This window comes from Neorhizobium galegae (assembly GCF_017877055.1).
GTDB lineage: Bacteria > Pseudomonadota > Alphaproteobacteria > Rhizobiales > Rhizobiaceae > Neorhizobium > Neorhizobium galegae_D.
In genome coordinates, this window is record NZ_JAGIPG010000001.1 from 1,307,102 (window position 1) to 1,333,097 (window position 25,996).

A 25,996-nucleotide genomic window follows, 5' to 3' on the forward strand; every position below is an offset into this window, starting at 1 on the left:
CATCCGTGCTTGAAAAGCACCGCAATCGATGATCATATGTGTCTATGGTTCACAGCTCGCAGACTTTACCACCGCTCGACACGCTCGAGACTTTTGCTCGCGCGGCGCGTCTCGGATCGTTTTCCGCAGCGGCGGAAGAGGGCGGCGTCACCCATGGCGCGGTCTCCCGGCAGATATCCCGGCTGGAGCGCTGGATGGGTGTGCGGCTTTTTGCGCGTGAGGCCCGCGGTGTAACGCTGACGCCGGAAGGCATACGGTTTTTGCTCGCGCGGAAGAAGCCTTGGCACTGCTCGTCGATACGGACGAGCGGTGGCTGCCGCGCCGCAACAAGACGGTCGTCCGGCTTTCGGTGACGCCATCGGTCGCCTCGCTCTGGCTGTTCTCCCGCGTGTCGAAGCTGGAGGCCACTGACATTCATCTGGAACTGATCCTGGAACATCGGTTGGCGGATTTCAGCGAGGGCATTGACCTCGCGATCCGCTGTGGCAAGGGACCTTGGGCCGGCGTGCGCAGCCTGCCGCTGTGGCAGGAGAAGCTCGTGCCGATCGCAGCACCTGCCATCGCCGAACGTCTGGCCGGGCGGTCGGAGGCCAAATCCCTGCTGGAACTCCCTATTCTGCACGATTCCAATGTCGAGGCCTGGCGGCGCTGGCTGGCAGTCGAGGGCGTCGAATACGTACCCCGTGGGCAGGACCGGCGGTTCGAGGACTATAACCTGGTGATCGATGCCTGCGCGCAAGGGCTCGGCATCGCGCTCGCCCGGCCGCCGCTTGCGGACGCGGCGCTTGCCTCCGGCCGTGTCGTCGCCGTATCGGCAAGGACCATCGATCACCATGTCGCCTTCCACCTGATCCGCCCGAACGACGCGATGAAGGCGTCCGGTGCCGAGTTCGCGCGGCGTTTCCTGCAGGAGGCGGGGCTCGACGAGGCGGCTATCGCCGCCTTCACCGCGCCGGGACGGGGCAAGGGTTAGCACCTTTCCTATTGGCAATCGTTCTGTCGGCTCTAGTTGCTCCGGAAAAACAGGATCTGAGGAGCATTCCATGAGCACAAAGGCGACGATAGCAAGGATTTGGCGGGGGCGTACGCGCACCACAATTGCTGACGAATACGAGGCCTATCTGCTGGAGGCGGGCATTCCACCGCTCGTCAAAACCGCGCTTGCCGTCCAGCTTTTCCGGGAAGATCTCGGCGACGAAACGGAGTTCGTGACCACTTCCTACTGGCCCGACTTCGAGTCGATGGCGGCGTTTACCGGCGGCGATCCGAACAAGGTGCATCATCTCGACCGCGACCCGCATTACCTCGTTGAACTGCCCGAGCGGGTGGCGATCATGAAAATCCTGGCCGACCGGAGTTAGTCGTCCCTACCGCGCCCGATCCCACGATCGCCGGTGATCAGTGGAGGCCTCACGCACCGCCATTGTCCCTGGCGAAGCGTGCAATGTCGGCATGGCTTCCGAACCAGACGCCTTCGTGGCTCTGGATATGCCTGATCAGCTCCTCCAGCACGAAGATGCGCGAGCGGTAACCCGAGACATGCGGATGCATGGTGAGCAGGAACAGCCCGCCTTCGAGATAGGCGCGGTCGAATTCGCGCTTAAAGATATCGAGCACTGAGGTCGGCGGGGTGTAGGGGCGGAGTGCGGTAAAACGGTTCATGTTGAAATAGACCGCGTCGTCGCGGATCCATTCGACCGGCAGTTCGACCATGCCTGTCGGCTCGCCGTCCTCGACCAGTTCGTAAGGATCGTCATCGGCCATCAGCGAGGAATCGTAGATCAGCCCGAGTTCGCGCTCGATCTTCAGGGTTTCGTAAGAAAAATCCCAGGACGGCGTGCGCATGCCGACCGGGCGGATGCCGGTGATCTTTTCGAGCGTATCGGCGGCGCGGAAATGCAGTTCGCGCTCCTTGTCTGGAGGCACTTTCGTGTTCACTTCGTGGATCCAGCCGTGTAGGCCGATCTCGTGGCCTTCGGCGATGACGCGCCGCTGTTCGTCCGGATAAAGCAGGGCTGCGACCGCCGGCACGAAGAAGGTCGCCGGGACATCGGCATTCTTCAGCGTTTCTAGGATGCGCGGCACGCCCATGCGGTTGCCGTATTGCCCCTGGGACATGCGGCCGATCGATTCGCCGCCGTCGCGTAGTTCGTTGGTCTCATGGTCGCTGTCGAAGGAAAGGGCAACCGCGCAGCGCGCGCCGTTTTTCCAGGCTTTCGGCTTCAGCGAGCGGCCGGCGCGCACCTTGTTGACCTTGCCGCGCCAAGTGGCCTCGTCCCATTCCCAGGGTTCCATGTCCTGTTCTCCCTTTTGTTATTCCGCCGCCTCGGGCAGCACAGGCACGGCCGCGAGCAGCCGCCTGGTATAATCATGCTGCGGGTCGGCGTAGATCGTCGATGCCACGCCTTCCTCGACGATCTTGCCGCGATACATGATCGCGACGCGGTCGCAGAGATGCCGGACGACCGACAGGTCGTGGCTGATGAAGATCAGCGACAGGTCGAGTTCGGCGCGCAGGCGGATCAGCAGATTGATGATCTGCGCCTGGATCGAGACGTCGAGCGAGGCGACCGGCTCGTCGCAGACAATCACATCCGGCTGCATGGCGAGCGCGCGGGCAATCGCGATGCGCTGGCGCTGGCCGCCGGAGAACTGGTGCGGGAAACGGTTGGCGAAGGTGGGGTCAAGCCCGACTGCCGCCAGCCATTCCTTGACATAGATGGGGGCTTCGGCTCGGGTCACCAACTTGTGGGCGAGCGGACCTTCGGCGATGATGTCACCGATCCGCATGCGGCCGTTGAGCGAGGCGAACGGATCCTGGAAGATCGTCTGGATGCGTGTGGTGATTTTTCGCGCATTGCGGCCGTCGCTCATCACCGGTTTGCCATTGAGACGGATCGTACCCGAGGTTGGGACCGTGATGCCGGCCGCCATGCGACCGAGCGTCGATTTTCCGGAGCCGGATTCACCCACAAGGCCGAGTACCTCGCCGCGCTTCAGCGTGATCGAGACTCCGTCGACCGCTTGCACGACCGGCAGCGGCTGGGCAATGCCGGATTTGATCGCCAGGCTCCTGAACAGGCTCGCCGGCTTTTCGAAGCGCTTCATCGCATCGTCGATGACGAGATACGGGCTGCCGAGCGGCGGCAGGTTCAATGTCGCGGACTTGCGCGGCGGCGGTGCCGCATCGGCGATGCCGCTGCCGCGCAGCAGCAACTGGCCGGGCTTGGCGCGCGAGGGCAGCGCGTCGAGCAGCGCCTTGGTGTAGTCGTGCTGCGGGCGGGTGAGCACGCCGAGCGCCGGGCCGATCTCGACGATATTGCCGGACCGCATCACCGCGACCCGATCGGCCAGGGACGATACGACCGCGAGGTCATGGCTGATCCAGATCAGCGCGGTCCCGAGCTCGGCCACCAGCTCCTTCATCTCGGCAAGGATTTCCGCCTGGATCGACACGTCGAGCGCCGTCGTCGGTTCGTCGCAGATGATCAGCTTCGGCCGGTGCAGCAGGGCGATCGCGATCGCGACGCGCTGGCGCATGCCGCCGGAGAATTGATGCGGGAAGAAATCCACCTTGCGTTCCGGCTCGCTGATGCGGACCTGCGCCAGCGCCTTGATCGCTCTTTCGCGGGCGTCGGCCGCGCTGATCTTCTCATGCGCTTCGAGCGCCAGCTTGATCTGGGTGCCGATGCTCAGGACCGGGTTCAGCGTCATCATCGGGTCCTGGAAGACCATGGAAATGGTCTTGCCGCGGATGGTGCGCAATTCGTGAGGCGGCAGGCCGATCAGTTCGCGGCCTTCGAGCCTGATCGAACCCTCGACGATGCGGCCGGGTTCATCGATCAGGCCGATGATCGAGAAGCCGGTGATCGACTTGCCGGAACCGGATTCGCCGACGAGGCCGAGCACTTCGCCCGGCGCCAGAGAAAACGAGACGCCATCGACCGCCTTGATCTCGCCGCGGCCGCTCTGAAACCAGGTCTTGAGGTTGGTGACTTCGAGAAGCGGCCCAGTCATCGTTCCGGTCATCGGCGGAGCCTCGGATTGAGCTGGTCACGGATCTGGTCGCCGACGAGGTTGAGCGAGACGATGAACAGGATCAGCGCGACGCCGGGATAGATCGAGATCCAATAGCGACCGGAGAGCAGATATTGGAAGCCGTTGGCGATCAGCATGCCGAGCGACGGTTCGGTCGGCGGCAAGCCGACGCCGAGGAAGGAGAGGGTGGCTTCGAGCGAAATGGCGCTCGCCACCTGCACCGTGGCGACGACGATCAGCGGCGGCAGGGAGTTCGGCAGGATGTGCTTCAGCACCACGCGCCAGGGCGACAGCGGGATGGAGAGCGCCGCCTCGACATAATCCTTCTGCCGCTCGGCCGACGCCGCGCCATGGGCGGTGCGGGCGAAATAGGCGTATTGGGCGAAGATGAGCGCCATGATCAGCTGGTAGCGGCCCTGGCCGAGCAGGGCTGCGATGACGAAGGCGAGCAGGATTGCCGGGAAGGACAGCTGTAGGTCGACGATGCGCATGGCGAGGCTTTCGAAGCGGCCGCCGATATAGGCTGCCGAGCAGCCGACCACCGCGCCGATGACGAAGGCGATGCCGCCGGCAATCACGCCCATCTGCAACGAGATGCGCAGGCCGTAGATGATCGCGGACAGCAGGTCGCGGCCTTGCGAGTCCGTGCCGAGCCAATGGGTGTAGCCGCCGGTGCCGACATAACCCGGCGCGCGTCGCGCATCGCGCAGTACCAGGCTGGTCAGGTCATACGGATCCTGCGGGGTGACCAGCGGCGCGATGATCGCGGTCAGCACGATCAGGAAGACGACGATTGCCGCACCCGTCGCGACCTTGTTGCGGAAGAATTCCTCGAGGAAACGGCCAAGCAGAGTATCGCGCATCAGGCACGTCCCTTTCGCAGGCGCGGATCGAGCAGCGCGTAGGTTAAATCGACGATCAGGTTGATGACGATGAACAGGAAGGCGACGAGCATCAGGTAGGCGACCATGACCGGCCGGTCGAGCGAGGTGATGCTGTCGATGATCAGCTTGCCGAGACCGGGCCAGGAAAAGATGGTTTCGGTGACGACCGCAAAGGCGAGCGTGGAGCCAAGCTCCAGGCCGAAGACGGTAACGAGCGGGATTGAGATCAGCCGCAGAACATGCCGGCTCAGCACGGTGAACTCCGAAAGGCCGGCGGCGCGTGCGAATTTCACCGTGTCACTCAGCATCAGTTCGCGGGTGCCGGCGCGGGCGAGCCGGATCATCAGCGAGAATTTGAAGAGTGCGAGGTTCAGCGCCGGCAGCACGAGATGTGCGAATCCGTCGCCGGTGAGGAAGCTGAAATCGACGCCGAACAGGTTCACCGTCTCACCGCGTCCACCGGCCGGCATGCAGCCGCATTGGACGGCAAACACCATGATCAGCATCAGGCCGAACCAGAAGGTCGGCACCGAGAAGCCGAGGATCGAGATCGCCATGATCGCGCGGGAAACCAGGCTGTGCGGCCGGTAGCCGGCATACATGCCGATCGGGATGCCGACGAGGCTGGCAAATAGAACGGCGGCCAGTGTCAGCTCCAATGTCGCGGGCAGGCGGGTGAGGATCAACTCGCTGACCGGGATGCTATAGACGAGGGAGCGACCGAAATCGCCTTCGACGATCCGGCCGAGAAAGGCGAAATATTGCCTCCAGAGCGGCTGGTCGAGCCCGTATTGGGCAATCACCGCGGCGCGGATGTCCTGCGTCGCATCCGGAGAGATCAGCACGTCGATGGGATTGCCCACGGCATAGACACCGCAGAAGACCAGCGCCGACATCGCGATGACCACGATGGCCGCCTGCCACAGGCGTTGCAAGACGAAACCTAACATGTATTCCCCTGTTCTTGTCCCCAGGCCCGTCTTCTGCGGGTTCGGAGGGTGAGGCTTCCTGAAGGATGCCTCGCCGTCAGTGCCAGTCGTTTTCGAGAAGGTCGCGGGTTTCCGCGACGGCCACCGCCCAGATCGCCAGCATGTCCTCGTCGGGCCGCTCATAGAGGCCGTGATAGTTTCCGTCGCCGAGCAGTGCGCGCTTGCGGGCCGCATCGACACGGGCAAGGCCCGCGAAATCCACCTTCGGCTTGGATGTCGTCGGCTGGCGCTGGTCGGTCGTGCGGGTCCAGGGGAAGTTTTCCATCCAGGAGGCGTGCGAGGCCGCGGGATCGGTTTCCTGCACCTTCGCCCAGGTTTTGGGCGCCCGCCACCAGTCGTGGAATTTCACCGAGGCGTCCGGATGGGCATTCAGCCATTCGGAAATGACGGCAGTCGCCGGTGTGTTGCCGCCATGGCCGTTGACGATCAGGATGCGGCGGAAGCCGGAACGGTGGATGCTGTCCATCAGGTCGCGGATCACGCCGATATAGGTGGACAGCGTCAGCGTCAGCGTGCCTGGAAAGGTCGCAAACGACGAGGCGAGGCCGTAGGGCACGACCGGGAAGACCGGAATGCCGAGCGGCTCCGCCGCATCGAGCGAGACCTTCTCGGCAAGGATCATGTCGGTCGCCAGGCTGAGATAGGCGTGCTGCTCGACGCTGCCGATCGGCAATATGCAGCGGTCATCCTTCTCCGCCCGTTCCTCCACCTGCATCCAGTTCATGTCCGCGATCTTCATAAATTCCCACCTGCATCCGCGCCGCGCAAAAATTGATCAAAATCTCACGCTTGCGCACAAAAAATGTGCCTTGACAGGCGCTGCGCCGATCAAGTGCAAGGTTCCATACGGAACTAAAAAAAGAGATTGACAGCCAAATAACCTACCGTCAAGTTCCATACGGAACAAAATCCAGGCGGGATTTCTGCGGGAGCTGATGGCGTTGCAATTGGAAATCTCATCCTTCGATGCGCTTCTCAGGCAGGGCGGCAAGGCCGCGGCCGGCAGTCATGGCGTCGACGATCTGGTGTCCGTGAAGCTGTGGCAGAATCCCTGCTGGCTTTCCTTCCGCATCAACTTCTTGGCGCTGCAGTTCAACGAACCGATCTATCGCTGGATCGAGAAGGAGTACGGGCTCGCCCGGCCTGAATTCGTCGTTCTCTATTCGCTCGGCCTTTCGAACGGCCTGACGGCGAGCGCCATCAGCAGCTCCTCGGGTTTCCCGAAGAATACGATGAGCCGGGCGATCCAGAAGCTGATCGACAAGAACATCATCCGCCGCGAGATCGACGCGGCGGATCTTCGAAGCTTCGTCCTTTTCATCACGGACGAAGGAAAGCGCATCGTCGATCAAGCCATGCAACCGATGGTGGAGCGCGAAAAGGTCATGCTGTCGGGGCTGACCCCTGCCGAAAAGCTGATGCTCTCCGAACTGCTGGCGAAAGTCGTCGTGGATTCACCCAACTGGCCTCCAATGATAAATATAGAGGAGAACGAAGAATGACGATTTTGAAGACATTCGGCACCGCGGCTCTCGCCGCCGTCCTGCTCGGCGGCGTTTCGGGTGCTGCCCTTGCTGCAGACCTGATGATCGGCGTGCGCGCCGGCCCGCTGTCGGTCGATCCGCATTTCACCGCCGCCGGCACCCATGCCGAGGCGGTCAAGCATATCTATGACTCGCTGGTGAAATCCGGCAACAACCTCGAGCTCGAGCCTGGCCTTGCGACCAGCTGGACGGCCATCGACAACACGACCTGGGAATTCAAGCTCCGTCCGGGCGTCAAATTCCACGACGGTTCCGATTTCACCGCCGAGGACGTGAAGTTCTCGATCGAGCGCATCCCGGCCGTCACCGGCCCCAACCCGACCACCATCTACGTCCGTCGGGTGCGGGGCATCGAGATCGTTGATCCGCTGACGATCCGTATCAAGACCGATGGTCCGGCACCGAACCTGCCCAACGATTTCATCCGTCTGTTCGTCGTGTCGCATACGGCGGCCAAGGATTTTTCCGCCAATGCCGACAAGGCGTCGGAAGGCTTCAATTCCGGCAAGGCGGCAATCGGCACCGGCCCCTACAAGTTCGTCTCCTGGACGCCGAAGGAACAGCTCGTGCTGCAGAAGTTCGATGGCTACTGGGGCGAGAAGGAACCCTGGGACAAGGTGACCCGCAAGGAAATCCCCAACGATGCGGCCCGCGTCGCACAGCTGAAGGCCGGCCAGGTCGACCTGATCTCGCGCATTCCTGCCTCCGACGTGCCCACGCTCGAGAAGGATTCCAAGCTGACCGTCGTGCGCCAGGACAGCGTCTACCTCTTCAACATCGCCTTCGATTTCCGCGATAAGCCGCCGCAGGTCAGTGCCAAAGACGGTTCGCCGCTGCCGAAGAATCCCTTCCAGGATCCCAAGGTGCGCGAAGCCTTCGATCTGGCGATCGACCGCGAAACGATCACCGAGATCGCCATGGAGGGCATGGGCAGCGTTCAGTCACAGCTCGTGACGCCGAACATCTTCGGCTGGAACCCGGCCGTGAAGCCCACCAAGGCCGATCCGGCGAAGGCCAAGAAGCTGCTTGCGGAGGCCGGTTATCCGAACGGCTTCAAGGTGACTTTCTCCTTCACCAACGACCGCCTGCCGGGCGACAAGGATGTCGGCACGACGATCGCCCAGATGCTGACGGCAGTCGGCATCCAGGCCGAGGCAAACGCGCAGCCAGGTGCTGTGTTCTTCCCGGCCAATACGCGGGGCGACTACTCGATGACCATGTCGGGCTGGGGCACGCTGACGGGTGAATCGAACTACACGCTGTCGTCGCTCGCCCACAGCAACGACCCGGCGACCAAGCTCGGCGCCTTTAACCTGCGCGGCTATGTCAACAAGACGATGGACAAGCTGATCGAGGACGCCGCCGTCGAGATGGATACCAAGAAGCGCGAAAAGTTCCTGATGGACGCCAATGCGCTGGTTTCGACCGATCGACCCTACCTGGCGATCGCTTCGACCGTCTCCGCCTGGGGCATGAAGAAGGGCATCACCATCGTGCCGCGTTCCGACGAGGACACGCTGGCGATGAACATTCGCCCGGCGAAATAGGGCCTCCCACCACGTGAGCAACCGGCCGGGCACCTTGCCCGGCCTTTTTTCTGAAAAGACCTCAAATTCAGACCGGGAGAACCATCGATGGGAAAGATTGCACTGGCGATCCATGGCGGCTGCGGCGTCATGGCAAAGCTCGACCTGAGCGACGAGGAATGGGCGGCCGCCCGTGTCGATCTCGGCCGGGCGCTGAAGGCCGGCTGGGACGTGCTGACCACAGGCGGTGCGGCGCTCGACGCGGTGCAGGCGGCCGTGGTTGTCATGGAGGATTCGCCGCATTTTAACGCCGGTCACGGGGCGGCGCTCAATACCAACGGCAAGCATGAACTCGACGCGTCGATCATGGATGGCCGCACGCTTGAAGCGGGCGCGGTGACGCTGGTTCGGCGCATCCGCAATCCGATCAAGGCGGCCCGCAAGATCATGGAAAAAGGCGATGCGATCCTGCTCGGCGGCGACGCGGCCGACGATTTCGCCCGCGAGGCCGGGCTCGATATGGTCGAGCCGGACTATTTCACCACCGAACGCCGCATCAAGGCGCTGGCGGCGATGAAGGCCCATGCGGCAGCCGGCACGGCGGCGAAGGCGAGCGAGGCGGAAAAACACGGCACGGTCGGCGCCGTGGCGCTCGACAGCGCCGGGCATCTGGCGGCCGCGACCTCGACGGGCGGCTATAACAACAAGCCGGAAGGCCGTATCGGCGATACGCCGATCATCGGCGCGGGCACCTATGCGCGCGATGGCGCCTGCGCAGTCTCGGGCACCGGCAAGGGCGAATATTTCATGCGGTATGCGGTCGGCCACGAAGTGGCGGCCCGTGTCTCCTATCTCGGCGAGAGCCTTGAAAAGGCGGCCACCAAAGTCATCCAGGAGGATCTGAAGCAGCACAATATCGGGGCTGGCCTCGTGGCGGTCGGCGCCGACGGTTCGATTACGGCACCTTATAACACCGACGGCATGTTCCGTGGCTGGGTGACCCCGGAGGGCGAATTCTACGTGGCCACTCATGGCGAGGTTTTCCCGATCAAGCCCTGAACCGGCAGAGCTTTCGACGCGAAAAACCCGGCGGAATGACCGCCGGGCCTGCACCCCTCCGGAGCTGCTCTTGTTATTCGGCGGCTTGCTGCGGCTTCAGCACGCCGCGGCGGATCTGGTCTTCCTCGATGGACTCGAAGAGGGCGCGGAAATTGCCCTCGCCAAATCCTTCGTCGCCCTTGCGCTGGATGAACTCGAAGAAGATCGGGCCGATCACAGTCTTCGAGAAGATCTGCAGCAGGATCTTGGTCATGCCGCCATCGACCACGCCTTCGCCGTCGATGAGGATGCCGTGTTTCTTCATGCGGTCGATCGGTTCGTCGTGGTCGTGCACGCGGGTGCCGGACATTTCGTAATAGGTATCCGGGGGGCCGGGCATGAATTTCAGGCCATTGTCGGCGAGCTTGTCGGTCGCTTCGTAAATGCCGTCTGTGCCGACCGCGATGTGCTGGATGCCTTCGCCCTTGTACTTCTTCAGGAATTCCTCGATCTGGCTGGTCTCGTCCTTGGACTCGTTCAGCGGGATGCGGATCTTGCCGCAGGGCGAGGTGATCGCCCTGCTCACCAGACCGGTGATGCGGCCGTCGATGTTGAAGAAGTGGATCTGCTTGAAGTTGAAGAGTTCGCGGTAGAAATCCCACCACTTGTCCATGTTGCCGCGATAGACGTTGTGGGTCAGGTGGTCGAGATAATAGAAACCGACGCCTTCCGGCTTCGGGTTCCTTTCACCGAGCCATTCAAATTCAGTCTCGTAGGCTGAGCCTTTCTCGCCATAAGTTTCGATGAAATAGAGGAGCGAACCGCCTATGCCGACGATGGCCGGCACGTCGAGCGTCTTGTCCTTGCCTTCATAGGGCGTCGCGCCCTTGGCGACCGCGTGGTCGAAAGCGTGCTTGGCGTCGACGACGCGCCAGGCCATGGCCGGCGCGCAGGGGCCGTGTTCATCGACGAAGCGCATGGCATGGCTGCCCGGCTCGGCGTTGAGGATATAGTTGATGTCGCCCTGGCGCCAGACGGTGATGTTCTTCGTCCTGTGCTTCGCGACCGGCTTGTAGCCCATGCGGGTGAACAGCTCTTCCAGCTTCTGCGGTTCCGGATGGGCGAATTCGACGAATTCGAAACCGTCGGTCCCGGCCGGGTTGTCGGCGGTGATCTGCGAAACCGGTGCGTCGTGCGGGAAAGGACCCATGGCAAATTCCTCCTGTCATTCGCTGATCATGATGATGCAGGAGAGGCGCATTGTGCTTGCAATCTTTGCCATGTTCTGCTGGATTTGTGCATGAAGTGTGCGAATTTCAGGAGCTGTATGCACGATGGACGCGCTGGACGGATATGACCTGAAGATCTTGAGCCACCTGCAGATCGACGGGCGGCTGACCAATAACGAATTGTCCGAGCTCATCGCGCTGTCCCCATCGCAATGTTCGCGCCGGCGGGCGCGGCTCGAAGGCGAGGGGTTTATCCAGACCTACCGCGCGCATCTCAACCGCCAGAAACTCGGCCTCGACTTGCTGGTGGTGATCGCCGTGACGCTCGCAACGCATAACCGCGACAATGCCAAGCGGTTCGCGCGCCTCGTCGAGGACCTTCCGGAAGTGCTCGAATGTTTCTCGCTGACGGGCGAGATGGATTATCACCTGAAAGTGGTGACGCGGGATCTGGCGGGCCTCTCCCATTTCGTCAATGACATACTGCTGCCGCACGAGAGCGTGCAGCACGTCAAAACATCGATCGTTCTCAGCGTGTTGAAGGATTTTGGTGGGATTCCGATTCAAAAGCCTGCCAAGGCTTAGAGATCGTCCGGCTCCGGTCGCTTTCCCTTGCCTGAGCGGCGGATGACCTGCTCGATTGCCGTCAGACCGGTCGACAACGCCTCGATGCCGCTTTCGCCGATTTCCAGCTCCAGTTCGGTCTGGTAGCGGCGGGCGAGTTCGATCAGTTCCCGGTAGGCTTGCTGCCCGGCAGCGGTGAGTTCCAGGTGTTCGAGACGCCGGTCCGCCTCGTCCTGGCTGCGCTTCAGCCAGCGGCGCTGTTCGAGCGCGAAGACGGCACGGCTGACCTTGGTCTTGTGCATGCTGGAATGAATGCCGACCGCCTTCGAGGTCATGCGGCCCGAACTGCCGAGCGCGGCAAGCGTGCGCCATTCCGGCCGAGTCAGACCGTATTTCGCCTTGTAATGCGCGGCAAAGCGCAGACCGACGAATTCGGCGGCGCGGTTGAGCCTGTAGGGGAGGAACTGTTCGAGTTCGAAACTATCGGTCGTCATATCATTGATGGTGCGTTGATGGTTACAAAATTGATGGTTACATTTGCAACCATATCGTCGCCATGGGAGGAAACAAGCCATGCTGGACAAGGTCGATCCGAACGCCGCGCAGTTTACCGGGGCGAATGCCGAGACGCTCGCCTATATGCCGGGCTTCGGCAATGATTTCGAAACCGAGAGCCTGCCCGGCGCCCTGCCGCAGGGCCAGAACAGCCCGCAAAAATGCAATTACGGACTTTATGCCGAGCAGCTTTCCGGTTCGCCGTTCACCGCCCCGCGCGGCACCAACGAGCGTTCCTGGCTCTACAGAATCCGTCCGAGCGTGCGGCACACGGGCCGGTTCAAGAAGATCGATTATCCTTTGTGGAAGACGGCACCGCATGTCGCCGAACATTCACTGGCGCTCGGCCAGCTCCGCTGGAGCCCGCTGCCGTCACCTGACGAGCAGCTGAACTTCCTCGAAGGCATCCGCACGATGACGACGGCGGGCGATGCGCTCTCCCAGTCGGGCATGGCGGCGCATGTCTATGTCTTCAACACCGACATGGTGGACGACTATTTCTTCAATGCCGACGGCGAGATGATGATCGTGCCGGAGACCGGTTCGATCCGCGTCTTCACCGAGCTCGGCAAGATGGATCTGGAGCCCTCGGAAATCTGCGTCATCCCGCGCGGGACCATGTTCAAGGTGACCCGGCTCGGCGAGGAAAAGGTCTGGCGCGGGTATATCTGCGAGAATTATGGCGCCAAGTTCACGCTGCCGGATCGCGGGCCGATCGGCGCCAACTGCCTTGCCAATCCACGCGATTTCAAGACGCCGGTGGCGGCCTACGAGGACAAGGAGACACCCTGCCGGGTGCATGTAAAATGGTGCGGCTCCTTCCATGTGACCGAGATCGGCCATTCGCCGCTCGACGTGGTCGCCTGGCACGGCAATTACGCGCCCTACAAATACGACCTGCGCACCTTCTCCCCGGTCGGCGCCATTCTCTTCGACCACCCAGATCCGTCTATCTTCACGGTTCTCACCGCGCCCTCCGGAGAGGAGGGGACCGCCAACGTCGATTTCGTGATCTTCCCGCCGCGCTGGCTGGTGGCCGAGCACACGTTCCGACCGCCCTGGTACCATCGCAACATCATGAGCGAATTCATGGGCCTGATCTGCGGCCGCTACGACGCCAAGGAGGAGGGCTTCGTGCCGGGCGGCATGAGCCTGCATAACATGATGCTGCCTCACGGGCCGGATTTCACCGGCTTCGAAAAAGCCTCGAACGGCGAGCTTAAACCCGTCAAGTTCGACAACACCATGGCCTTCATGTTCGAGACGCGTTTCCCCCAGCAGCTCACCAAATTCGCGGCCGAACTGGAGACCCTGCAGGACGATTACGTGGATTGCTGGTCCGGGCTGGAGCGAAAGTTCGACGGTACGCCGGGGATCAAGTGAGGCCGCGCTACATTCCGGTTGCCTTCTTGCGCGATCTCCACACATTCTGGGGGCAATACCAACGATAAAACGGGAAACACTCATTCATGAAGCTCGCGACACTGAAGGATTCCACCCGCGACGGCCGCCTGGTCGTCGTCTCGAAGGACCTGACCGAATGCTCGGAGGTCGGCCATATCGCCCGCACGCTCCAGGCCGCGCTCGATGACTGGGCCTATGTCGGTCCGCGGCTCGAACGGGTCGCGGAGGGTATCGAGACCGGTTCGCAGCCGACCATCCGTTTCCACGAACATGATGCCGCATCGCCGCTGCCGCGCGCCTACCAGTGGGCGGATGGGTCGGCTTACGTCAATCACGTCGAGCTGGTGCGCCGGGCGCGCAATGCGGAGATGCCGGAAAGCTTCTGGACCGATCCGCTCATCTATCAGGGTGGTTCCGACAGTTTCCTCGGGCCGCGCGATCCGATCCTGCTTGGCGACGAAGCCTGGGGCGCCGACATGGAGGGAGAGGTGGCAGTGATCCTCGGCGACGTGCCGATGGGAGCCTCGGTGGATGAGGCACGCGAGGCGATCCGGCTCGTGCTTCTCGTCAACGACGTGTCCTTGCGTGGGCTGATCCCATCCGAACTCGCCAAGGGTTTCGGCTTCTTCCAGTCGAAACCGTCCTCCGCTTTTTCTCCGGTGGCGGTCACGCCCGATGAATTGGGTTCGGCCTGGGACGGCGGCAAGCTTTCCCTTCCGCTCAAGGTCGATCTGAACGGCAAGCCTTTCGGCCGGGCCAATGCCGGCGTCGACATGACCTTCGATTTCCCGCAACTGATCGCCCATGCGGCGAAGACGCGGCCGCTGGTCGCCGGCACGATCATCGGTTCGGGTACGGTCTCCAACAAGCTCGACGGTGGTCCCGGCAAGCCGGTCGCCGATGGCGGAGCCGGTTATTCCTGCATCGCCGAGATCCGCACCATCGAGACGATCAATCTCGGCGTGCCGAAAACGCCCTTCCTGCATTTCGGGGATGTCGTGCGGATCGAGATGAAGGACGACAAGGGTCATTCCATCTTCGGCGCGATCGAGCAGACCGTGACGAAATACGAGAAGGCGTGATGAGCGACACGGTGCTCTACGACTACTGGCGGTCCTCGGCGAGCTTTCGTGTGAGGATTGCCCTCAACATGGTCGCCGAAACGTTCCGCACGGTTCCGGTCGACATTCTTGCCAAAGAGCATCGATCCAAGGAACATCTGGCCCGCAATCCGCAAGGGCTGGTACCGGTTCTGGAGATCGATGGGCATAGCTTCACCCAGTCGCTCGCAGTGATCGAATATCTCGACGAGACGCGCGGGGGCGCCTTCCTGCCGGGCGATTCCGTCGGCCGGCAGCGGGTGAGGGCGCTCTCCTATGTCATCGCCATGGAAATCCATCCGGTCTGCAATACGCACGTTGCCGGCCATGTCGTATCGCTGACCGGCGGCGGCGACGCTGCCCGGCTGGCTTGGATGCAGAAGTTCATCGGGGAAGGGCTTGCTGCCTTCGAGACGCTCCTGGATTCACCTTCGACCGGCAGTTTCTGCCATGGCGACCGCCCGAGCATGGCGGATATCTGCCTCGTACCGCAGGTCTACAATGCGAGGCGATGGAGCGTCGATCTCTCGGCCTGCCCGAAACTTGTCGGGATCGCCGACCGCTGCGCCGAATTGAAACCGTTTGCCAACGCCCATCCCGACAACGCCCATCCCGACAAGGCGGTTCGCTAAGTCTTCAGGTAGCTGATCACCGCGTCGGCGATCATGCCCTTGTGGCGCTCCATGGTCGCCGGTTCCGAAAGGTCACGGCGGAAGATCGTGCCGAATGTATAGCGGTTGGAGACACGGAAGAAACAGAAGGCGCTGATCAGCATGTGAATATCGATCGGGTCGGCTTTCCGGGCAAATACGCCCGCCGCGACGCCGCGTGCCAGGATCGCAGCAATGGTTTCGATGACCGAGACGTTCAGGTCGCGGATCGCCTCGGAGCGCAGCATATGGGCGGCGTGGTGGATGTTCTCGATGCTGACCAGCCGGACGAATTCCGGATTGGCCTCGTCATGTTCGAATGTCGTCGAGATCAGCACCCGCAGCGCCTGTTCCGGGGGCAGATTGGAAAGCTGCAGGTCCTCTTCCAACGTGCGGATCTTACGGTAGGCGCGTTCGAGAACGGCGAGATAGAGACCTTCCTTGCTTCCGAAATAATAGTAGATCATCCGTTTTGAGGTGCGGGTCTTCTCCGCGATCGCGTCGACACGGCCACCGGCGAGGCCATGGGTCGTGAACTCCTCCGTCGCCACATCCAGGATGTCTTCCTGGGTGCGTTGCGGATCGTTTTTCCTGCCGTTTTCGCGTTTCGCCGCCATCCTCGAATCCGCCTTCACCGTTTCATCCCGTCATGCTCACAGAAACACGCCTTGTGGACAACCGATTGTCCACATCGAATTTTCGCATTTGTTCCAAAGTCATAATCGGCGTGTGTTGCCCTTTCAATAGATGGCGCTTGACATACGCACTAGTTCGTACATTTTATCCGAATTGCCGGTCGATCCCTGAGGAGGCGGTCCCGGCGGAGGTTATCTTGTCAAAGGATCGAGTGGGTAGCCGTCTCATCGGTTGCCGTTGACGACATCCGATGACGGGCGCCTTGGGAGGACTGGAAGTGACACGAATCATCGATTTCTATTTCTTGGCGCTAAAGGTCGTCATCGCCCTGCTTCTGGCAGGCATGGTGGTGCTGGTCTTCGGCAATGTCGTGCTGCGTTATGCCTTCAACCAGGGGATCACCGTTTCTGAAGAGCTGTCGCGCGTCTTCTTCATCTGGCTGACTTTTCTGGGCGGCGTCGTCGCGATGCGCGAACATGGGCACCTAGGCGTCGATTCGCTTCTGAAGCGGCTGCCACCGACCGCCGCCAGGATTGCAGTGCTGATGGGGCAGGGGCTGATGCTCGTCGCCACCTGGCTGATGATCAGCGGAAGCTGGACGCAGACCCTGATCAACCTGCCCGCCACCATGCCTGCCACGGGTATCTCGATGGGCTGGTTCTATGGCGCCGGCCTCGCCTTCGGAGTCCCGACTTTCCTCATCATCCTCTGGGACGCTTTCCAGGTGGCAACCGGCCGCATCGATATCGCGACTGCCCAACTGGTGCGCGACAGCGAGGAGGAAGTGGCTCTCGACAACCATCCGGACGCCGCGGTCGCCGCCGGCGTCACCAAGGCCTGAGGAGAGACCGATGACGCTCACCATTTTCCTCGGCGCCCTTCTCGGTCCCATGGCGCTCGGCGTGCCGATCGCGTTTGCGCTGATCCTCAGCGGCGTAGCGCTGATGATGTACATGGACATCTTCGACGCCCAGATCGTCGCGCAGAACGTGCTGAACGGCGCCGACAGCTTTCCGCTGATGGCCGTGCCCTTTTTCCTGCTGGCCGGCGAGGTGATGAATACCGGCGGCCTGTCTAAGCGCATCGTCAATCTCGCCATGGCCCTGGTCGGCCACGTGCGCGGCGGCCTTGGTTTCGTCGCGATCTTCGCCGCCTGCGTGCTATCGAGCCTCTCCGGTTCGGCGGTGGCGGATGCGGCGGCGCTCGGCGCGCTTCTTTATCCGATGATGATCAAGTCCGGTCATGACCCGGCGCGCACCGGCGGCCTGCTGGCATCTGCCTCGGTCATCGGACCGATCATCCCTCCGTCGATCGGCTTCATCCTCTATGGCGTCATCGGCGGCGTCTCGATCACCAAGCTCTTCCTTGCCGGCATCGTTCCGGGCCTGCTGATCGCGCTGGCACTCTGCATCACCTGGCTGATCGTCGCCCGCAAGGAGCAGTTCGAACTGCCGAAGCGCCAGAGCCGCGAGGTTCGCATCAAGGCCTTCGTCGACAGCATCTGGGCGCTGATGCTGCCTGTCATCATCATCGTCGGCCTCAAGTTCGGCGTGTTCACGCCGACCGAAGCGGGCGTCGTGGCCGCCGTCTATTCGCTTTTTGTCTCGATGGTCGTTTACCGCGAACTGGCTCCGTCCGAACTCTTCAATGTTTTCGTCGCGGCGGCGAAGATCACGGCGGTGGTGATGTTCCTGGTCGCCTGCGCTGCCGTCTCCGCCTGGCTGATCACGGTTGCCGACGTTCCCGGCGATCTCGTCAAGCTGATCGAGCCGCTGATGGACAACCAGACGCTGCTGCTGCTCGCGATCATGGCGCTGATCGTCGTGGTCGGCACGGCGATGGACATGACGCCCACCATCCTGGTGATGACGCCGGTGCTGATGCCGATCATCAAGCAGGCGGGCATCGATCCGGTCTATTTCGGTGTGCTTTTTATCATCAACAACTCGATCGGCCTGATCACGCCGCCGGTCGGCACGGTTCTCAACGTCATCTGCGGCGTTTCCAAGCTGTCGATGGAAGACCTGATGAAGGGCGTCATGCCTTTCATGATCGCCGAACTGATCGTTCTCTTCCTTCTCGTCCTCTTCCCGCAACTGGTGACCGTGCCGGTCGCCTGGTTCGGGCGCTGAGGCCGGGGAGCTTCTGCCAAACGCATATCAACCGGCCGTGGGGAGCCCGGCCATTCTGTGGGAGGAAAGCATGTTCAATAAGATGATGAAACTGGCGCTCGGGATCGCCCTGCCGGTGATGCTGTTTGCCGGCACGGCATCCGCCGAAGTCCGCGCGCATACGCTGAAATTCGCGGCCGCCAACAACAAGGGCCATCCGCAGGTCACCGGCATGGAAAAATTCGCCGAGATCGTCAAGGCAAAGAGCGGCGGCAAGATCGAGATCAAGCTGTTTCCAGGCGGCGTGCTCGGCGGCGACGTGCAGACCGTGTCCGCTCTTCAGGGCGGCGTGGTCGAGATGCTGGTGCTGAATGCCGGCATCCTCTCCAGTAACGTCAAGGCTTTCGGCGCGGTCGACCTGCCGTTCCTGTTCAACAGCGGCGAGGAAGCCGACAAGGTCATGGACGGCCCGTTCGGCAAGAGCCTTGCCGACAAGCTGCCCACAACCGGCCTCGTCGGTCTCGCCTATTGGGAGCTCGGCTTCCGCAACCTCACCAATAATCGCCGCGCGGTCACCAAGCTCGAAGACATCAAGGGCCTGAAGATCCGCACGCTGCAGTCGCCGATCCCGATCGAGCTGTTCAACAGCCTCGGCGCCAATGCCGTGCCGCTCCCCTATACAGAACTCTACACCGCGCTTGAAACCGGTACGGTCGACGGCCAGGAAAATCCGTTCGCCAACATCATCAACGCCAAGTTCTACGAAGTGCAGAAGTACCTGACGGTCACCCGTCACCAGTACAATCCGCAGATCGTGCTGATCAGCAAGAAGTTCTGGGACGGCCTCAACGACGAGGAAAAGGGCATTCTCCAGTCGGCTGCGACCGAAGCCCGCGACTTCCAGCGCAAGGTTTCCCGAGAAGCGGACGCCAAGGCGCTCGACGAGATCAAGAAGACCGGCATGCAGGTCACCGAACTCAGCCCGGCGGAGACCCAGAAGATCCGCGATGCCGTGAAGCCGCTGATCGACAAGTTCAGCGCCGATGTGGGTGCCGATACCGTTTCGCTGCTCTTCAAGGAACTGGACGCCGTCCGCAAGAAGTAACATCCCCGCGCCGGTCCGTCTTCCAGGCGGGCCGGCTCTTCCACTGAAACGAGGCGCGATACCCATGGCCGAGACATTGCTGAAACCCTTGAAGGCCGGGCTGATCGGCGCCGGCATCCAGGCCTCGCTGACGCCGGCCATGCATATGAAGGAAGGCGCAGCTCAAGGCTTTCGCTACGAATACGAGCTGATCGATCTCAATCTGCTCGGCCTGACGCCCGGCAGCCTGCCCGAACTCCTGAGCGATGCGGAAGCACGCGGGCTGATCGGCCTCAACATCACACACCCCTGCAAGCAGCTGGTCATTCCCTATCTCGACGAACTCTCCGACGAGGCGAGGGCGCTCGGCGCCGTCAACACGGTGGTGTTGAAGGACGGCAAGCGTTTTGGCCACAATACCGACTGGTGGGGTTTTGCCGAAAGTTTCCGCCGCGGTCTGCCGGGCGCCGATCTGAGCGCGGCGGTCCAGATCGGCGCCGGTGGCGCAGGCGTTGCGACGGCCTACGCGATCCTGTCCCTCGGTCTCAAGGCACTCACGGTGTTCGATCGCGAGCCTGATCGGGCCGAGCAGCTTGCCCAAGCGATGTCGGCGCTCTTTCCGGACGCCTCGATACAAGCGTCATCGGATATCGTTTCGGCAATGCAGGACGTCGCGGGCATCATCCATGCAACGCCGACCGGCATGGCAAAGTATCCGGGCCTGCCGTTGCGGCCCGAACTTCTCCAGCCGCATCACTGGGTGGCGGAGATCGTCTATTTCCCGCTTGAAACCGAGCTGCTAAGCGTTGCCAGAAAGCGCGGCTGCCAGGTGCTGAACGGCGGCGGCATGGCCGTCTTCCAGGCAGTCGGCGCATTTCAGCTGTTCACCGGCCGGGAGCCGGATGCCGCTCGCATGCTCCGGCATTTCGCGGCACTGACAGTCTGAAGGAAGATTTTTACGCCTTGCGCGCCACATGGCGGCGCCTCGGCGAAACGGCCGACATGGCGAAAGTCAGGCCGGTCCTGCAAACCCGGTTCAGGACGCGGCGGTTATCTGGGCAACGGGTCTGGCGATCCTGGCTCGGCCTACTATAGTGGCCGGGCCGCGCCTTCTGCGGCATCATCCTCTGCTCGCCGAATAACGCCCAAGGTATTCCCATGACACTTGCCATTTCCGCCAAAGATGTTGACGACAACGCGCTCATCGACGAGCTGAAACGCTGGGTCGAGATCGAGACGCCGACGCTTGATGCCGCTGCCGTCAATATATTGGCGGATCGGGTCGAGGCGATCGGCAAGGCGGCTGGTCTGGAGACGGAGCGGCTCACGGGCACGCTCGGTTTCGGCGATATCCTGGCGATCCGTTCGCCGCGCCCGGCCGGCAGCAACGAGAAGACCGTCTTGATCCTGGCGCATCTCGACACCGTGCATGCGGTCGGCGTGATCGACAACCAGCTGCCGCTGCGGCAGGAGGGGGACAAACTCTATGGCCCCGGCATCTACGACATGAAGTCCGGCGCGCTGATGGCGCTCGAGGCGATGAAGCTCGCAGTCAGGCACGGCAGCAGGATGCCGATCGACCTGATTTTCGTGCCCGACGAGGAGATGGGAAGCCTGTCGTCTCGCGCCTTCATGGAAGAGGCGGCGAAGAATGCGGGTTATGCACTGGTGGTGGAACCCGCCCGCGAGGGTGGCAAGATCGTCGTCGCCCGCAAGGGGGTCGCCATGTACGATGTCGCGGTGCGGGGGCGTGCCGCGCACGCCGGTACAAGGCCGCAGGATGGCCGTAGTGCCATTCGCGCGGCTGCCCGGCTGGTTCTGGAACTCGAAGCGCTCAACGATACCGAACGCGGCGTTACCGTTACGGTCGGGACGATCGCGGGCGGCACGGGCCGCAACACCGTGCCGGCGGAATGCCGTCTGCAGGTGGACGTGCGTGTCCCCGACGATGTGATCGCCAAGGAGATCACCGGCAAGATCGAGGCGATGAAGCCGGCCGATCCGGATATCACCTTCGAAATCGACGGTCGGATGAACCGTCCGCCCTTCGCTCAGTCGGATGAAGGCAGGCGCCTTTTCGACGTGGCGGCAGAGATCGCCGACGGTCTCGGCATCGCGCTGGACGGAATGACGACGGGCGGCGGCTCTGACGGCAATTTCACGGCAGCGCTCGGCGTACCGACACTCGATGGGCTCGGTGCAGACGGTGCCGGCGCGCATACGTTCAACGAGCATATCTTCGTCAGCAGCGTTGCGCCGCGTACCGCCCTGCTCGCCAACCTGATGATCTCGCTCAAAGCGAGATAACCCGTCTCAGGCCGGCAGGGTCACTTCGAAAGAGTTGGCGATGCGGCTCTTGCCGACCTCGATGACGTGCCGCATGGCGGCGATTGCCCTGTCGGGGTCGCGCGAGGCGACCGCGTGGGCGATCCTCAGGTGGTTGGTGGCGACCTCGTCGATCTTTTCCGGCGAGGCAGCCGGAGAGGAGAGCTGGAAGGAGATGGCGAGAGCCGCCTCGATCAGCGCGCTCGCCGAGCGCATGAACGGATTGCCCGACATGCGAGCGATGGCAAGGTGGAATTCGAGGTCCACCTTGGCGATGGTTTCCGGCGTATGGGAGAGGTCGTCGAATTTCGCGGCAATCGCGTAGAGTGCGACGATGTCGTCGCTGGAGGCGCGCAGCGCTGCAGCGGCAGCGGCCGCCGGTTCCAGCGCCATGCGCATCTCCGCGAGGTGCTCGATGAATTCGAAATCCAGTCCGGATTCGAAGCGCCAGCCGAGCACGTCCGAATCGAAGAAATTCCAGCTGGCCTTGTCGAGCACGCGGGTGCCGACCTTGGCCTTGGCTTCGACCAGCCTCTTGGCGGCGAGCGTCTTCATGGATTCGCGCAACACCGTGCGGGACACGCCGAAACGGGCGGAAAGCTCGGTGTCGCCGGGCAGCAGGGAGCCTTCCGGGATCTTGCCGGAAACGATCCCCCGGCCGAGCTCCGCCACCACATGCGCGTGGTTGCTGCGGCGCTTTCGCCCACTGATCGTCGTTTCCAGAAGTCCCACTCAGATCTCCTTCAGCCGTCCTTCGGCCAGTCGTCGGTTTGAATACCAGATGATTCCGCGCTGCAATACAATGAAGACGAAGAGCAGGATGCCGATGACGATTTTCGTCCACCAGGACGACAGCGTGCCGTCGAAGACGATGTAGGTCTGAATCAAGCCCTGGATCAAAATCCCGATGAACGTTCCCGCGACCAGGCCGACGCCGCCGGTGAGCAGCGTGCCGCCGATCACGACCGCCGCGATCGCATCGAGTTCGACGCCGACCGTCGCCAGCGAATAACCGGAAGAGGTGTAGAGCGTGTAGGCGATGCCGGCGAGGCCGGAGAGAAAGCCGGACAGCGCATAGATGCCGACCGTCGTGGAGCCGACGGGGACCCCCATCAGCTCGGCCGATTGCTGGCTGCCGCCGATCGCATAGACATTGGCGCCGAAGCGGGTTCGCGCCGCGACGAAGGCGCCGACGATGAACACCAGCAGCATCAGTATGGCGAGTGCCGTCAGCCGGCCGCCGCCCGGGACGCGGAAGTAGAAACCCTGGATCGCGTCGATCATCTCGTGCGAGATCGGTACCGATTCGGTCGAGATCAGATAGGCGGCACCGCGGGCCAGGAACATGCCCGCCAGGGTGACGACAAAGGGCGGTATGCCGAGATAGCGGATCATCGCGCCCATCAGGCTGCCGAAAAGGGTCGAGATGACCAGGACGGCGGCAAAGGCGACCAGCGGATGGACGCCGAGGGAGCCGACCATGACGGCCACGAAAACGCTGGTGAACGCAATCACCGAACCGATCGACAGATCGATGCCGCCCGAGAGGATGACGAAGGTCATGCCGACCGCGGCAATGCCGAGGAAGGCGTTGTCGGTCAGAAGATTGCCGATGACGCGCGTCGACATCATGTTCGGAAACTGCAGCACGCACAGCGCATAGGCGATGACGAAGATGCCGAGCGTGGTGACGAAGGGCAGGTTGCGGGTGTGGATCATCGAACCGTTCCTTCCGCCTTATGGGACGGGTCGCGGGATACCGTCTCGGCCTTGCGCCGCGGGGTCTTGAGGAAGCCGAACAGCGCCATGATCGCCGGCGATTGCAGGGTCAGGACGACGATGATGATGCCGGCCTTGATGATCAGGTTGAATTCCGGCGGGAAGCCGGACACCAGGATGCCGGTATTGATCGACTGGATGATCAGCGCGCCGATCAGCGATGCGGTGATCGAGAAACGCCCGCCGTTCAGCGAGGTGCCGCCGATGACGACGGCGAGGATGGCATCGAGCTCCAGCCAGAGGCCGGCATTGTTGGCATCGGCGCCGCGGATATCGGCGGTGACGATCAGGCCGGCGATGGCGGCGCAGAGGCCGGAGATCGCGTAGACGAAGAACAGCAGGAAGCGGGCCCGCACGCCGGCAAGCGTCGCTGCGCGGCGGTTGATGCCGGTCGCTTCGATCAGGAAACCGAGTGCCGAACGGCGCACCAGCAGGCCGATGATCAGGGCGGCGCAGACCCAGATGAGGATCGGGATCGGGATGCCGGCGAGGGACCCGGAACCGAGCGCCGCGAAGCTGTCGTTGTTGAAGGTGAGGATGACGCCCTCGGTGATAAGCTGGGCGATGCCACGGCCTGCCACCATCAGGATCAGCGTGGCGATGATCGGCTGGATGTCGAGGAGGGCGACCAGGACACCATTCCAAAGGCCGCAGACGAGGCCGACGCCGAGCGAGATGAGAATGACCGCAGGAAGCGGATAATCCTTGCTGATCAGCGTTGCGGCAACCGCACCGCAGATGGCGATCACCGCGCCGATCGACAGGTCGATGCCGCGGGTGGCGATGACCAGCGTCATGCCGATCGTCAGCAGCGCGACGGGAGCGGCGCGCACCAGGATGTCGATCAGGCTGCCATAAAGGCGGCCGTTCTGGAACGAGACGTTGAGGAAGCCTGGCGCAACCGCTGTGATCAGAGCGAGGATGACCGCGAGCGCGATGATCTGAGGTGCCAGTCGTTTCAGCCGGCGGGTGAGGCGGTTCGTCATGCGGCCTCCGTGCGGGCAGGAGCCGCGATCGCCTGCATGATGTTGTCGGCCGTTACCTGGTCGCCCTTGAGCTGGGCGATATGCTTGCGGTCGGACAGCACGATGACGCGGTGGGCGATGGCGGTCAGTTCCTCCAGTTCCGAGGAAATAACGACCAGCGACATGCCGTCGGCGCAGAGTTTTTCGATCATTTTCAGAATTTCCGCATGCGCTCCGATATCGATGCCGCGGGTAGGCTCGTCGAGGATCAGCAGACGAGGACCGGTCGCCAGCCAGCGGGCGAGGATCGCCTTCTGCTGGTTGCCGCCGGAGAGGAATTTCATCTGCCTGTTGGCATCGGCCGGCCGGATATCCAGCGACTTGATGAAGCTTTCGGCAAGGGATGCCTTTTCCCGCGAGGAGATCGGTTTTGCCCAGCCCTGACGGGCCTGGACGGCGAGAGCGATGTTATCGGCGACCGAAAAATCGCCGATAATGCCGTCGGTCTTACGTTCTTCGGGACAGAAACCGAAGCCGCTGGCAATCGCCGCTTCCGGGGATGAAAGGGTGATTTGCTGGTTGTCGACGGTCGCGGTGCCGCTGTCGGCACGGTCGATGCCGAAGAGCAGGAAGGCGGTCTCGGTGCGGCCGGAGCCGAGCAGGCCCGCGACGCCGACCACTTCGCCGGGGCGGATATCCAGATCGAAAGGTGCGACGCTGCCGCGCTTGCCGTAGCCTGAAAAGCGGATAGGCGCTTCGGCGGTCGAGGCGATGGTTTCTTCCTGCGCCTGATGCTCGCGGGTGATGTGCTGCAGCTCGCGGCCGAGCATCATCGAGATCAGCTCCAGCCGTGGCAGTTCGGCGAGCTTGCGAGTGCCGACGAGCCGGCCGTTGCGCAGGACCGTGACGCGGTCGGCGACTGCATAAACCTGGTTGAGGAAATGGGTGATGATGATGATGCCGAGGCCTTCCTGGCGCAGCCGACGCAGGACGGCAAACAGCATCTCCACCTCGTGGGCGTCGAGGCTGGCAGTCGGCTCGTCGAGCACCAGGACCTTGCCGGACAGATCGACGGCGCGGGCGATGGCGACAAGCTGGCGGACGGCAACGGAATAGGACGAGAGCAGGGCGTCGACGTCGATGTCGAGGCCGTAGCGTTCGAGAAGCGCCTTCGAGCGACGGCGCATTTCGCGACGGTCGATCAGGCCGAAACGGCGCGGCTGGCGGCCTAGGAAAAGGTTCTCCGCGACCGTCAGGTTTTCGAGGAGATTGACCTCCTGGTAGACGGTGCCGATGCCGAGGTCCTGCGCTTCCGCGACGCTGGATGGTGTCACCTCTGCGCCGTCGAGGTGCATGGTGCCGTGGTCGCGGCTGTAAACGCCGGTGAGGATCTTGATCAGCGTCGATTTGCCGGCGCCGTTTTCGCCGAGCAACGCATGAATCTCGCCGCGTTCGAGCGTGAAATCCACGCTGTCGAGCGCAGTGATGCCGAGGAAGGCCTTGCCGATGCCCCGGGCTTCCAGAAGTGAATTCGTATCCGACATGCCTAAAGTCCCGCGTCTATCGAAGAACCGG

The 25,996-nt window shown here is 62.6% G+C and carries 25 protein-coding genes and 1 pseudogene; 14 read left to right on the top strand and 12 right to left on the bottom strand.

What is annotated here, in order from left to right; all coding sequences use genetic code 11:
* The first annotated feature begins 44 nt into the window (after positions 1 to 44).
* Positions 45 to 973, top strand: a pseudogene (locus J2857_RS06125) (LysR family transcriptional regulator).
* A 70-nt stretch (positions 974 to 1,043) separates the two neighbouring features.
* Entirely contained in the window at positions 1,044 to 1,361 is a 318-nt protein-coding gene (locus tag J2857_RS06130) for a hypothetical protein (protein ID WP_210009094.1), read from the top strand.
* 49 nt (positions 1,362 to 1,410) lie between these two features.
* On the opposite strand, the gene J2857_RS06135 is transcribed toward J2857_RS06130, so the two are convergent.
* The 5 genes from J2857_RS06135 to J2857_RS06155 form a co-directional block, all read right to left on the bottom strand.
* Positions 1,411 to 2,295: a polysaccharide deacetylase family protein gene (locus J2857_RS06135; protein ID WP_210009095.1), complete on the bottom strand. Its 885-nt coding sequence runs from the start codon at positions 2,293 to 2,295 to the stop codon at positions 1,411 to 1,413.
* Between the two features lie 18 nt (positions 2,296 to 2,313).
* Positions 2,314 to 4,029 carry a dipeptide ABC transporter ATP-binding protein gene (locus J2857_RS06140; RefSeq protein WP_210009096.1) on the bottom strand — a complete coding sequence of 572 codons (1,716 nt, stop codon included), beginning with the start codon at positions 4,027 to 4,029 and terminating at the stop codon, positions 2,314 to 2,316.
* Positions 4,026 to 4,901 (bottom strand): ABC transporter permease, encoded by an 876-nt coding sequence (locus J2857_RS06145; RefSeq protein WP_037083410.1) that lies wholly within the window; start codon positions 4,899 to 4,901, stop codon positions 4,026 to 4,028. The genes J2857_RS06140 and J2857_RS06145 overlap by 4 nt, the downstream gene beginning before the upstream one ends.
* A complete protein-coding gene (locus tag J2857_RS06150) occupies positions 4,901 to 5,872 on the bottom strand; it encodes an ABC transporter permease (RefSeq protein ID WP_210009097.1) in 972 nt (323 codons plus the stop codon). The genes J2857_RS06145 and J2857_RS06150 overlap by 1 nt, the downstream gene beginning before the upstream one ends.
* Positions 5,873 to 5,948: 76 nt before the next feature.
* Complete coding sequence (locus J2857_RS06155) at positions 5,949 to 6,650, bottom strand: creatininase family protein (protein WP_210009098.1); 702 nt, start codon at positions 6,648 to 6,650, stop codon at positions 5,949 to 5,951.
* Positions 6,651 to 6,846: 196 nt separating this feature from the next.
* Between J2857_RS06155 and J2857_RS06160 the strand changes: the two genes are divergently transcribed.
* From J2857_RS06160 to J2857_RS06170, 3 genes are all read left to right on the top strand, one after another.
* Entirely contained in the window at positions 6,847 to 7,413 is a 567-nt protein-coding gene (locus J2857_RS06160) for a MarR family winged helix-turn-helix transcriptional regulator (RefSeq protein WP_245363030.1), read from the top strand.
* Positions 7,410 to 9,002 (top strand): ABC transporter substrate-binding protein, encoded by a 1,593-nt coding sequence (locus J2857_RS06165; protein ID WP_210009099.1) that lies wholly within the window; start codon positions 7,410 to 7,412, stop codon positions 9,000 to 9,002. The genes J2857_RS06160 and J2857_RS06165 overlap by 4 nt, the downstream gene beginning before the upstream one ends.
* Positions 9,003 to 9,089: 87 nt before the next feature.
* Positions 9,090 to 10,040, top strand: coding sequence for an isoaspartyl peptidase/L-asparaginase family protein (locus tag J2857_RS06170; RefSeq protein ID WP_210009100.1), 951 nt, complete (start codon positions 9,090 to 9,092; stop codon positions 10,038 to 10,040).
* A gap of 73 nt (positions 10,041 to 10,113) precedes the next feature.
* Here J2857_RS06170 and hppD read toward each other — a convergent pair whose 3' ends face one another.
* Complete coding sequence (hppD, locus tag J2857_RS06175) at positions 10,114 to 11,229, bottom strand: 4-hydroxyphenylpyruvate dioxygenase (protein ID WP_210009101.1); 1,116 nt, start codon at positions 11,227 to 11,229, stop codon at positions 10,114 to 10,116.
* Positions 11,230 to 11,353: 124 nt separating this feature from the next.
* Here hppD and J2857_RS06180 point away from each other — a divergent pair, with 124 nt between their 5' ends.
* On the top strand, positions 11,354 to 11,833 hold the full coding sequence (locus tag J2857_RS06180; RefSeq protein ID WP_046625897.1) for an Lrp/AsnC family transcriptional regulator: 480 nt from the start codon (positions 11,354 to 11,356) through the stop codon (positions 11,831 to 11,833).
* Here J2857_RS06180 and J2857_RS06185 read toward each other — a convergent pair.
* The gene (locus tag J2857_RS06185; RefSeq protein WP_210009102.1) at positions 11,830 to 12,306 is read right to left on the bottom strand and encodes a MarR family winged helix-turn-helix transcriptional regulator; all 477 of its coding nucleotides are present in this window, start codon (positions 12,304 to 12,306) and stop codon (positions 11,830 to 11,832) included. The two genes, J2857_RS06180 and J2857_RS06185, sit on opposite strands and share 4 nt — an antisense overlap.
* A gap of 79 nt (positions 12,307 to 12,385) precedes the next feature.
* Here J2857_RS06185 and hmgA point away from each other — a divergent pair, with 79 nt between their 5' ends.
* The 3 genes from hmgA (at position 12,386) to maiA (ending at position 15,503) form a co-directional block, all read left to right on the top strand.
* Positions 12,386 to 13,750 carry a homogentisate 1,2-dioxygenase gene (hmgA, locus tag J2857_RS06190; protein WP_210009103.1) on the top strand — a complete coding sequence of 455 codons (1,365 nt, stop codon included), beginning with the start codon at positions 12,386 to 12,388 and terminating at the stop codon, positions 13,748 to 13,750.
* A gap of 86 nt (positions 13,751 to 13,836) precedes the next feature.
* The gene (locus J2857_RS06195; protein WP_210009104.1) at positions 13,837 to 14,853 is read left to right on the top strand and encodes a fumarylacetoacetate hydrolase family protein; all 1,017 of its coding nucleotides are present in this window, start codon (positions 13,837 to 13,839) and stop codon (positions 14,851 to 14,853) included.
* The gene (maiA, locus tag J2857_RS06200) at positions 14,853 to 15,503 is read left to right on the top strand and encodes a maleylacetoacetate isomerase (protein WP_245363031.1); all 651 of its coding nucleotides are present in this window, start codon (positions 14,853 to 14,855) and stop codon (positions 15,501 to 15,503) included. Before J2857_RS06195 ends, maiA begins: the two co-directional genes overlap by 1 nt.
* On the opposite strand, the gene J2857_RS06205 is transcribed toward maiA, so the two are convergent.
* The gene (locus J2857_RS06205) at positions 15,500 to 16,138 is read right to left on the bottom strand and encodes a TetR family transcriptional regulator (RefSeq protein WP_210009105.1); all 639 of its coding nucleotides are present in this window, start codon (positions 16,136 to 16,138) and stop codon (positions 15,500 to 15,502) included. The genes maiA and J2857_RS06205 overlap by 4 nt on opposite strands.
* Before the next feature lie 296 nt (positions 16,139 to 16,434).
* On the opposite strand from J2857_RS06205, the gene J2857_RS06210 reads away from it, so the two are divergent.
* The 5 genes from J2857_RS06210 to J2857_RS06230 all read left to right on the top strand — a co-directional run bounded on the left by J2857_RS06210 (position 16,435) and on the right by J2857_RS06230 (position 21,659).
* Positions 16,435 to 16,998 (top strand): TRAP transporter small permease, encoded by a 564-nt coding sequence (locus J2857_RS06210; protein WP_210009106.1) that lies wholly within the window; start codon positions 16,435 to 16,437, stop codon positions 16,996 to 16,998.
* A 10-nt stretch (positions 16,999 to 17,008) separates the two neighbouring features.
* Complete coding sequence (locus J2857_RS06215; RefSeq protein ID WP_210009108.1) at positions 17,009 to 18,289, top strand: TRAP transporter large permease; 1,281 nt, start codon at positions 17,009 to 17,011, stop codon at positions 18,287 to 18,289.
* A gap of 70 nt (positions 18,290 to 18,359) precedes the next feature.
* A complete protein-coding gene (locus J2857_RS06220; protein ID WP_210009110.1) occupies positions 18,360 to 19,373 on the top strand; it encodes a TRAP transporter substrate-binding protein in 1,014 nt (337 codons plus the stop codon).
* A gap of 64 nt (positions 19,374 to 19,437) precedes the next feature.
* Positions 19,438 to 20,298 (top strand): shikimate dehydrogenase, encoded by an 861-nt coding sequence (locus J2857_RS06225; RefSeq protein ID WP_210009112.1) that lies wholly within the window; start codon positions 19,438 to 19,440, stop codon positions 20,296 to 20,298.
* Positions 20,299 to 20,510: 212 nt separating this feature from the next.
* Entirely contained in the window at positions 20,511 to 21,659 is a 1,149-nt protein-coding gene (locus J2857_RS06230) for a M20 family metallopeptidase (RefSeq protein ID WP_210009113.1), read from the top strand.
* Positions 21,660 to 21,665: 6 nt separating this feature from the next.
* On the opposite strand, the gene J2857_RS06235 is transcribed toward J2857_RS06230, so the two are convergent.
* Genes J2857_RS06235 through J2857_RS06250 form a run of 4 tightly spaced genes read right to left on the bottom strand, consistent with a single transcriptional unit; the run spans position 21,666 to position 25,965 of the window.
* Positions 21,666 to 22,409, bottom strand: coding sequence for a FadR/GntR family transcriptional regulator (locus J2857_RS06235; protein ID WP_210009115.1), 744 nt, complete (start codon positions 22,407 to 22,409; stop codon positions 21,666 to 21,668).
* Positions 22,410 to 23,396: a galactofuranose ABC transporter, permease protein YjfF gene (yjfF, locus tag J2857_RS06240; protein WP_210009116.1), complete on the bottom strand. Its 987-nt coding sequence runs from the start codon at positions 23,394 to 23,396 to the stop codon at positions 22,410 to 22,412.
* Positions 23,393 to 24,442, bottom strand: coding sequence for an ABC transporter permease (locus tag J2857_RS06245; RefSeq protein WP_210009117.1), 1,050 nt, complete (start codon positions 24,440 to 24,442; stop codon positions 23,393 to 23,395). The genes yjfF and J2857_RS06245 overlap by 4 nt, the downstream gene beginning before the upstream one ends.
* On the bottom strand, positions 24,439 to 25,965 hold the full coding sequence (locus J2857_RS06250; protein WP_210009118.1) for a sugar ABC transporter ATP-binding protein: 1,527 nt from the start codon (positions 25,963 to 25,965) through the stop codon (positions 24,439 to 24,441). The genes J2857_RS06245 and J2857_RS06250 overlap by 4 nt, the downstream gene beginning before the upstream one ends.
* Positions 25,966 to 25,996: the final 31 nt, after the last annotated feature.

What these genes read in the sequence shown, in the direction of transcription:
- J2857_RS06130 (WP_210009094.1), top strand. Translation starts at nt 1,044, where the DNA reads ATGAGCACAAAGGCGACGATAGCAAGGATTTGGCGGGGGCGTACGCGC.
- J2857_RS06135 (WP_210009095.1), bottom strand. Translation starts at nt 2,295, where the DNA reads ATGGAACCCTGGGAATGGGACGAGGCCACTTGGCGCGGCAAGGTCAAC.
- J2857_RS06140 (WP_210009096.1), bottom strand. Translation starts at nt 4,029, where the DNA reads ATGACCGGAACGATGACTGGGCCGCTTCTCGAAGTCACCAACCTCAAG.
- J2857_RS06145 (WP_037083410.1), bottom strand. Translation starts at nt 4,901, where the DNA reads ATGCGCGATACTCTGCTTGGCCGTTTCCTCGAGGAATTCTTCCGCAAC.
- J2857_RS06150 (WP_210009097.1), bottom strand. Translation starts at nt 5,872, where the DNA reads ATGTTAGGTTTCGTCTTGCAACGCCTGTGGCAGGCGGCCATCGTGGTC.
- J2857_RS06155 (WP_210009098.1), bottom strand. Translation starts at nt 6,650, where the DNA reads ATGAAGATCGCGGACATGAACTGGATGCAGGTGGAGGAACGGGCGGAG.
- J2857_RS06160 (WP_245363030.1), top strand. Translation starts at nt 6,847, where the DNA reads ATGGCGTTGCAATTGGAAATCTCATCCTTCGATGCGCTTCTCAGGCAG.
- J2857_RS06165 (WP_210009099.1), top strand. Translation starts at nt 7,410, where the DNA reads ATGACGATTTTGAAGACATTCGGCACCGCGGCTCTCGCCGCCGTCCTG.
- J2857_RS06170 (WP_210009100.1), top strand. Translation starts at nt 9,090, where the DNA reads ATGGGAAAGATTGCACTGGCGATCCATGGCGGCTGCGGCGTCATGGCA.
- hppD (WP_210009101.1), bottom strand. Translation starts at nt 11,229, where the DNA reads ATGGGTCCTTTCCCGCACGACGCACCGGTTTCGCAGATCACCGCCGAC.
- J2857_RS06180 (WP_046625897.1), top strand. Translation starts at nt 11,354, where the DNA reads ATGGACGCGCTGGACGGATATGACCTGAAGATCTTGAGCCACCTGCAG.
- J2857_RS06185 (WP_210009102.1), bottom strand. Translation starts at nt 12,306, where the DNA reads ATGACGACCGATAGTTTCGAACTCGAACAGTTCCTCCCCTACAGGCTC.
- hmgA (WP_210009103.1), top strand. Translation starts at nt 12,386, where the DNA reads ATGCTGGACAAGGTCGATCCGAACGCCGCGCAGTTTACCGGGGCGAAT.
- J2857_RS06195 (WP_210009104.1), top strand. Translation starts at nt 13,837, where the DNA reads ATGAAGCTCGCGACACTGAAGGATTCCACCCGCGACGGCCGCCTGGTC.
- maiA (WP_245363031.1), top strand. Translation starts at nt 14,853, where the DNA reads ATGAGCGACACGGTGCTCTACGACTACTGGCGGTCCTCGGCGAGCTTT.
- J2857_RS06205 (WP_210009105.1), bottom strand. Translation starts at nt 16,138, where the DNA reads ATGGCGGCGAAACGCGAAAACGGCAGGAAAAACGATCCGCAACGCACC.
- J2857_RS06215 (WP_210009108.1), top strand. Translation starts at nt 17,009, where the DNA reads ATGACGCTCACCATTTTCCTCGGCGCCCTTCTCGGTCCCATGGCGCTC.
- J2857_RS06220 (WP_210009110.1), top strand. Translation starts at nt 18,360, where the DNA reads ATGTTCAATAAGATGATGAAACTGGCGCTCGGGATCGCCCTGCCGGTG.
- J2857_RS06225 (WP_210009112.1), top strand. Translation starts at nt 19,438, where the DNA reads ATGGCCGAGACATTGCTGAAACCCTTGAAGGCCGGGCTGATCGGCGCC.
- J2857_RS06230 (WP_210009113.1), top strand. Translation starts at nt 20,511, where the DNA reads ATGACACTTGCCATTTCCGCCAAAGATGTTGACGACAACGCGCTCATC.
- yjfF (WP_210009116.1), bottom strand. Translation starts at nt 23,396, where the DNA reads ATGATCCACACCCGCAACCTGCCCTTCGTCACCACGCTCGGCATCTTC.
- J2857_RS06245 (WP_210009117.1), bottom strand. Translation starts at nt 24,442, where the DNA reads ATGACGAACCGCCTCACCCGCCGGCTGAAACGACTGGCACCTCAGATC.
- J2857_RS06250 (WP_210009118.1), bottom strand. Translation starts at nt 25,965, where the DNA reads ATGTCGGATACGAATTCACTTCTGGAAGCCCGGGGCATCGGCAAGGCC.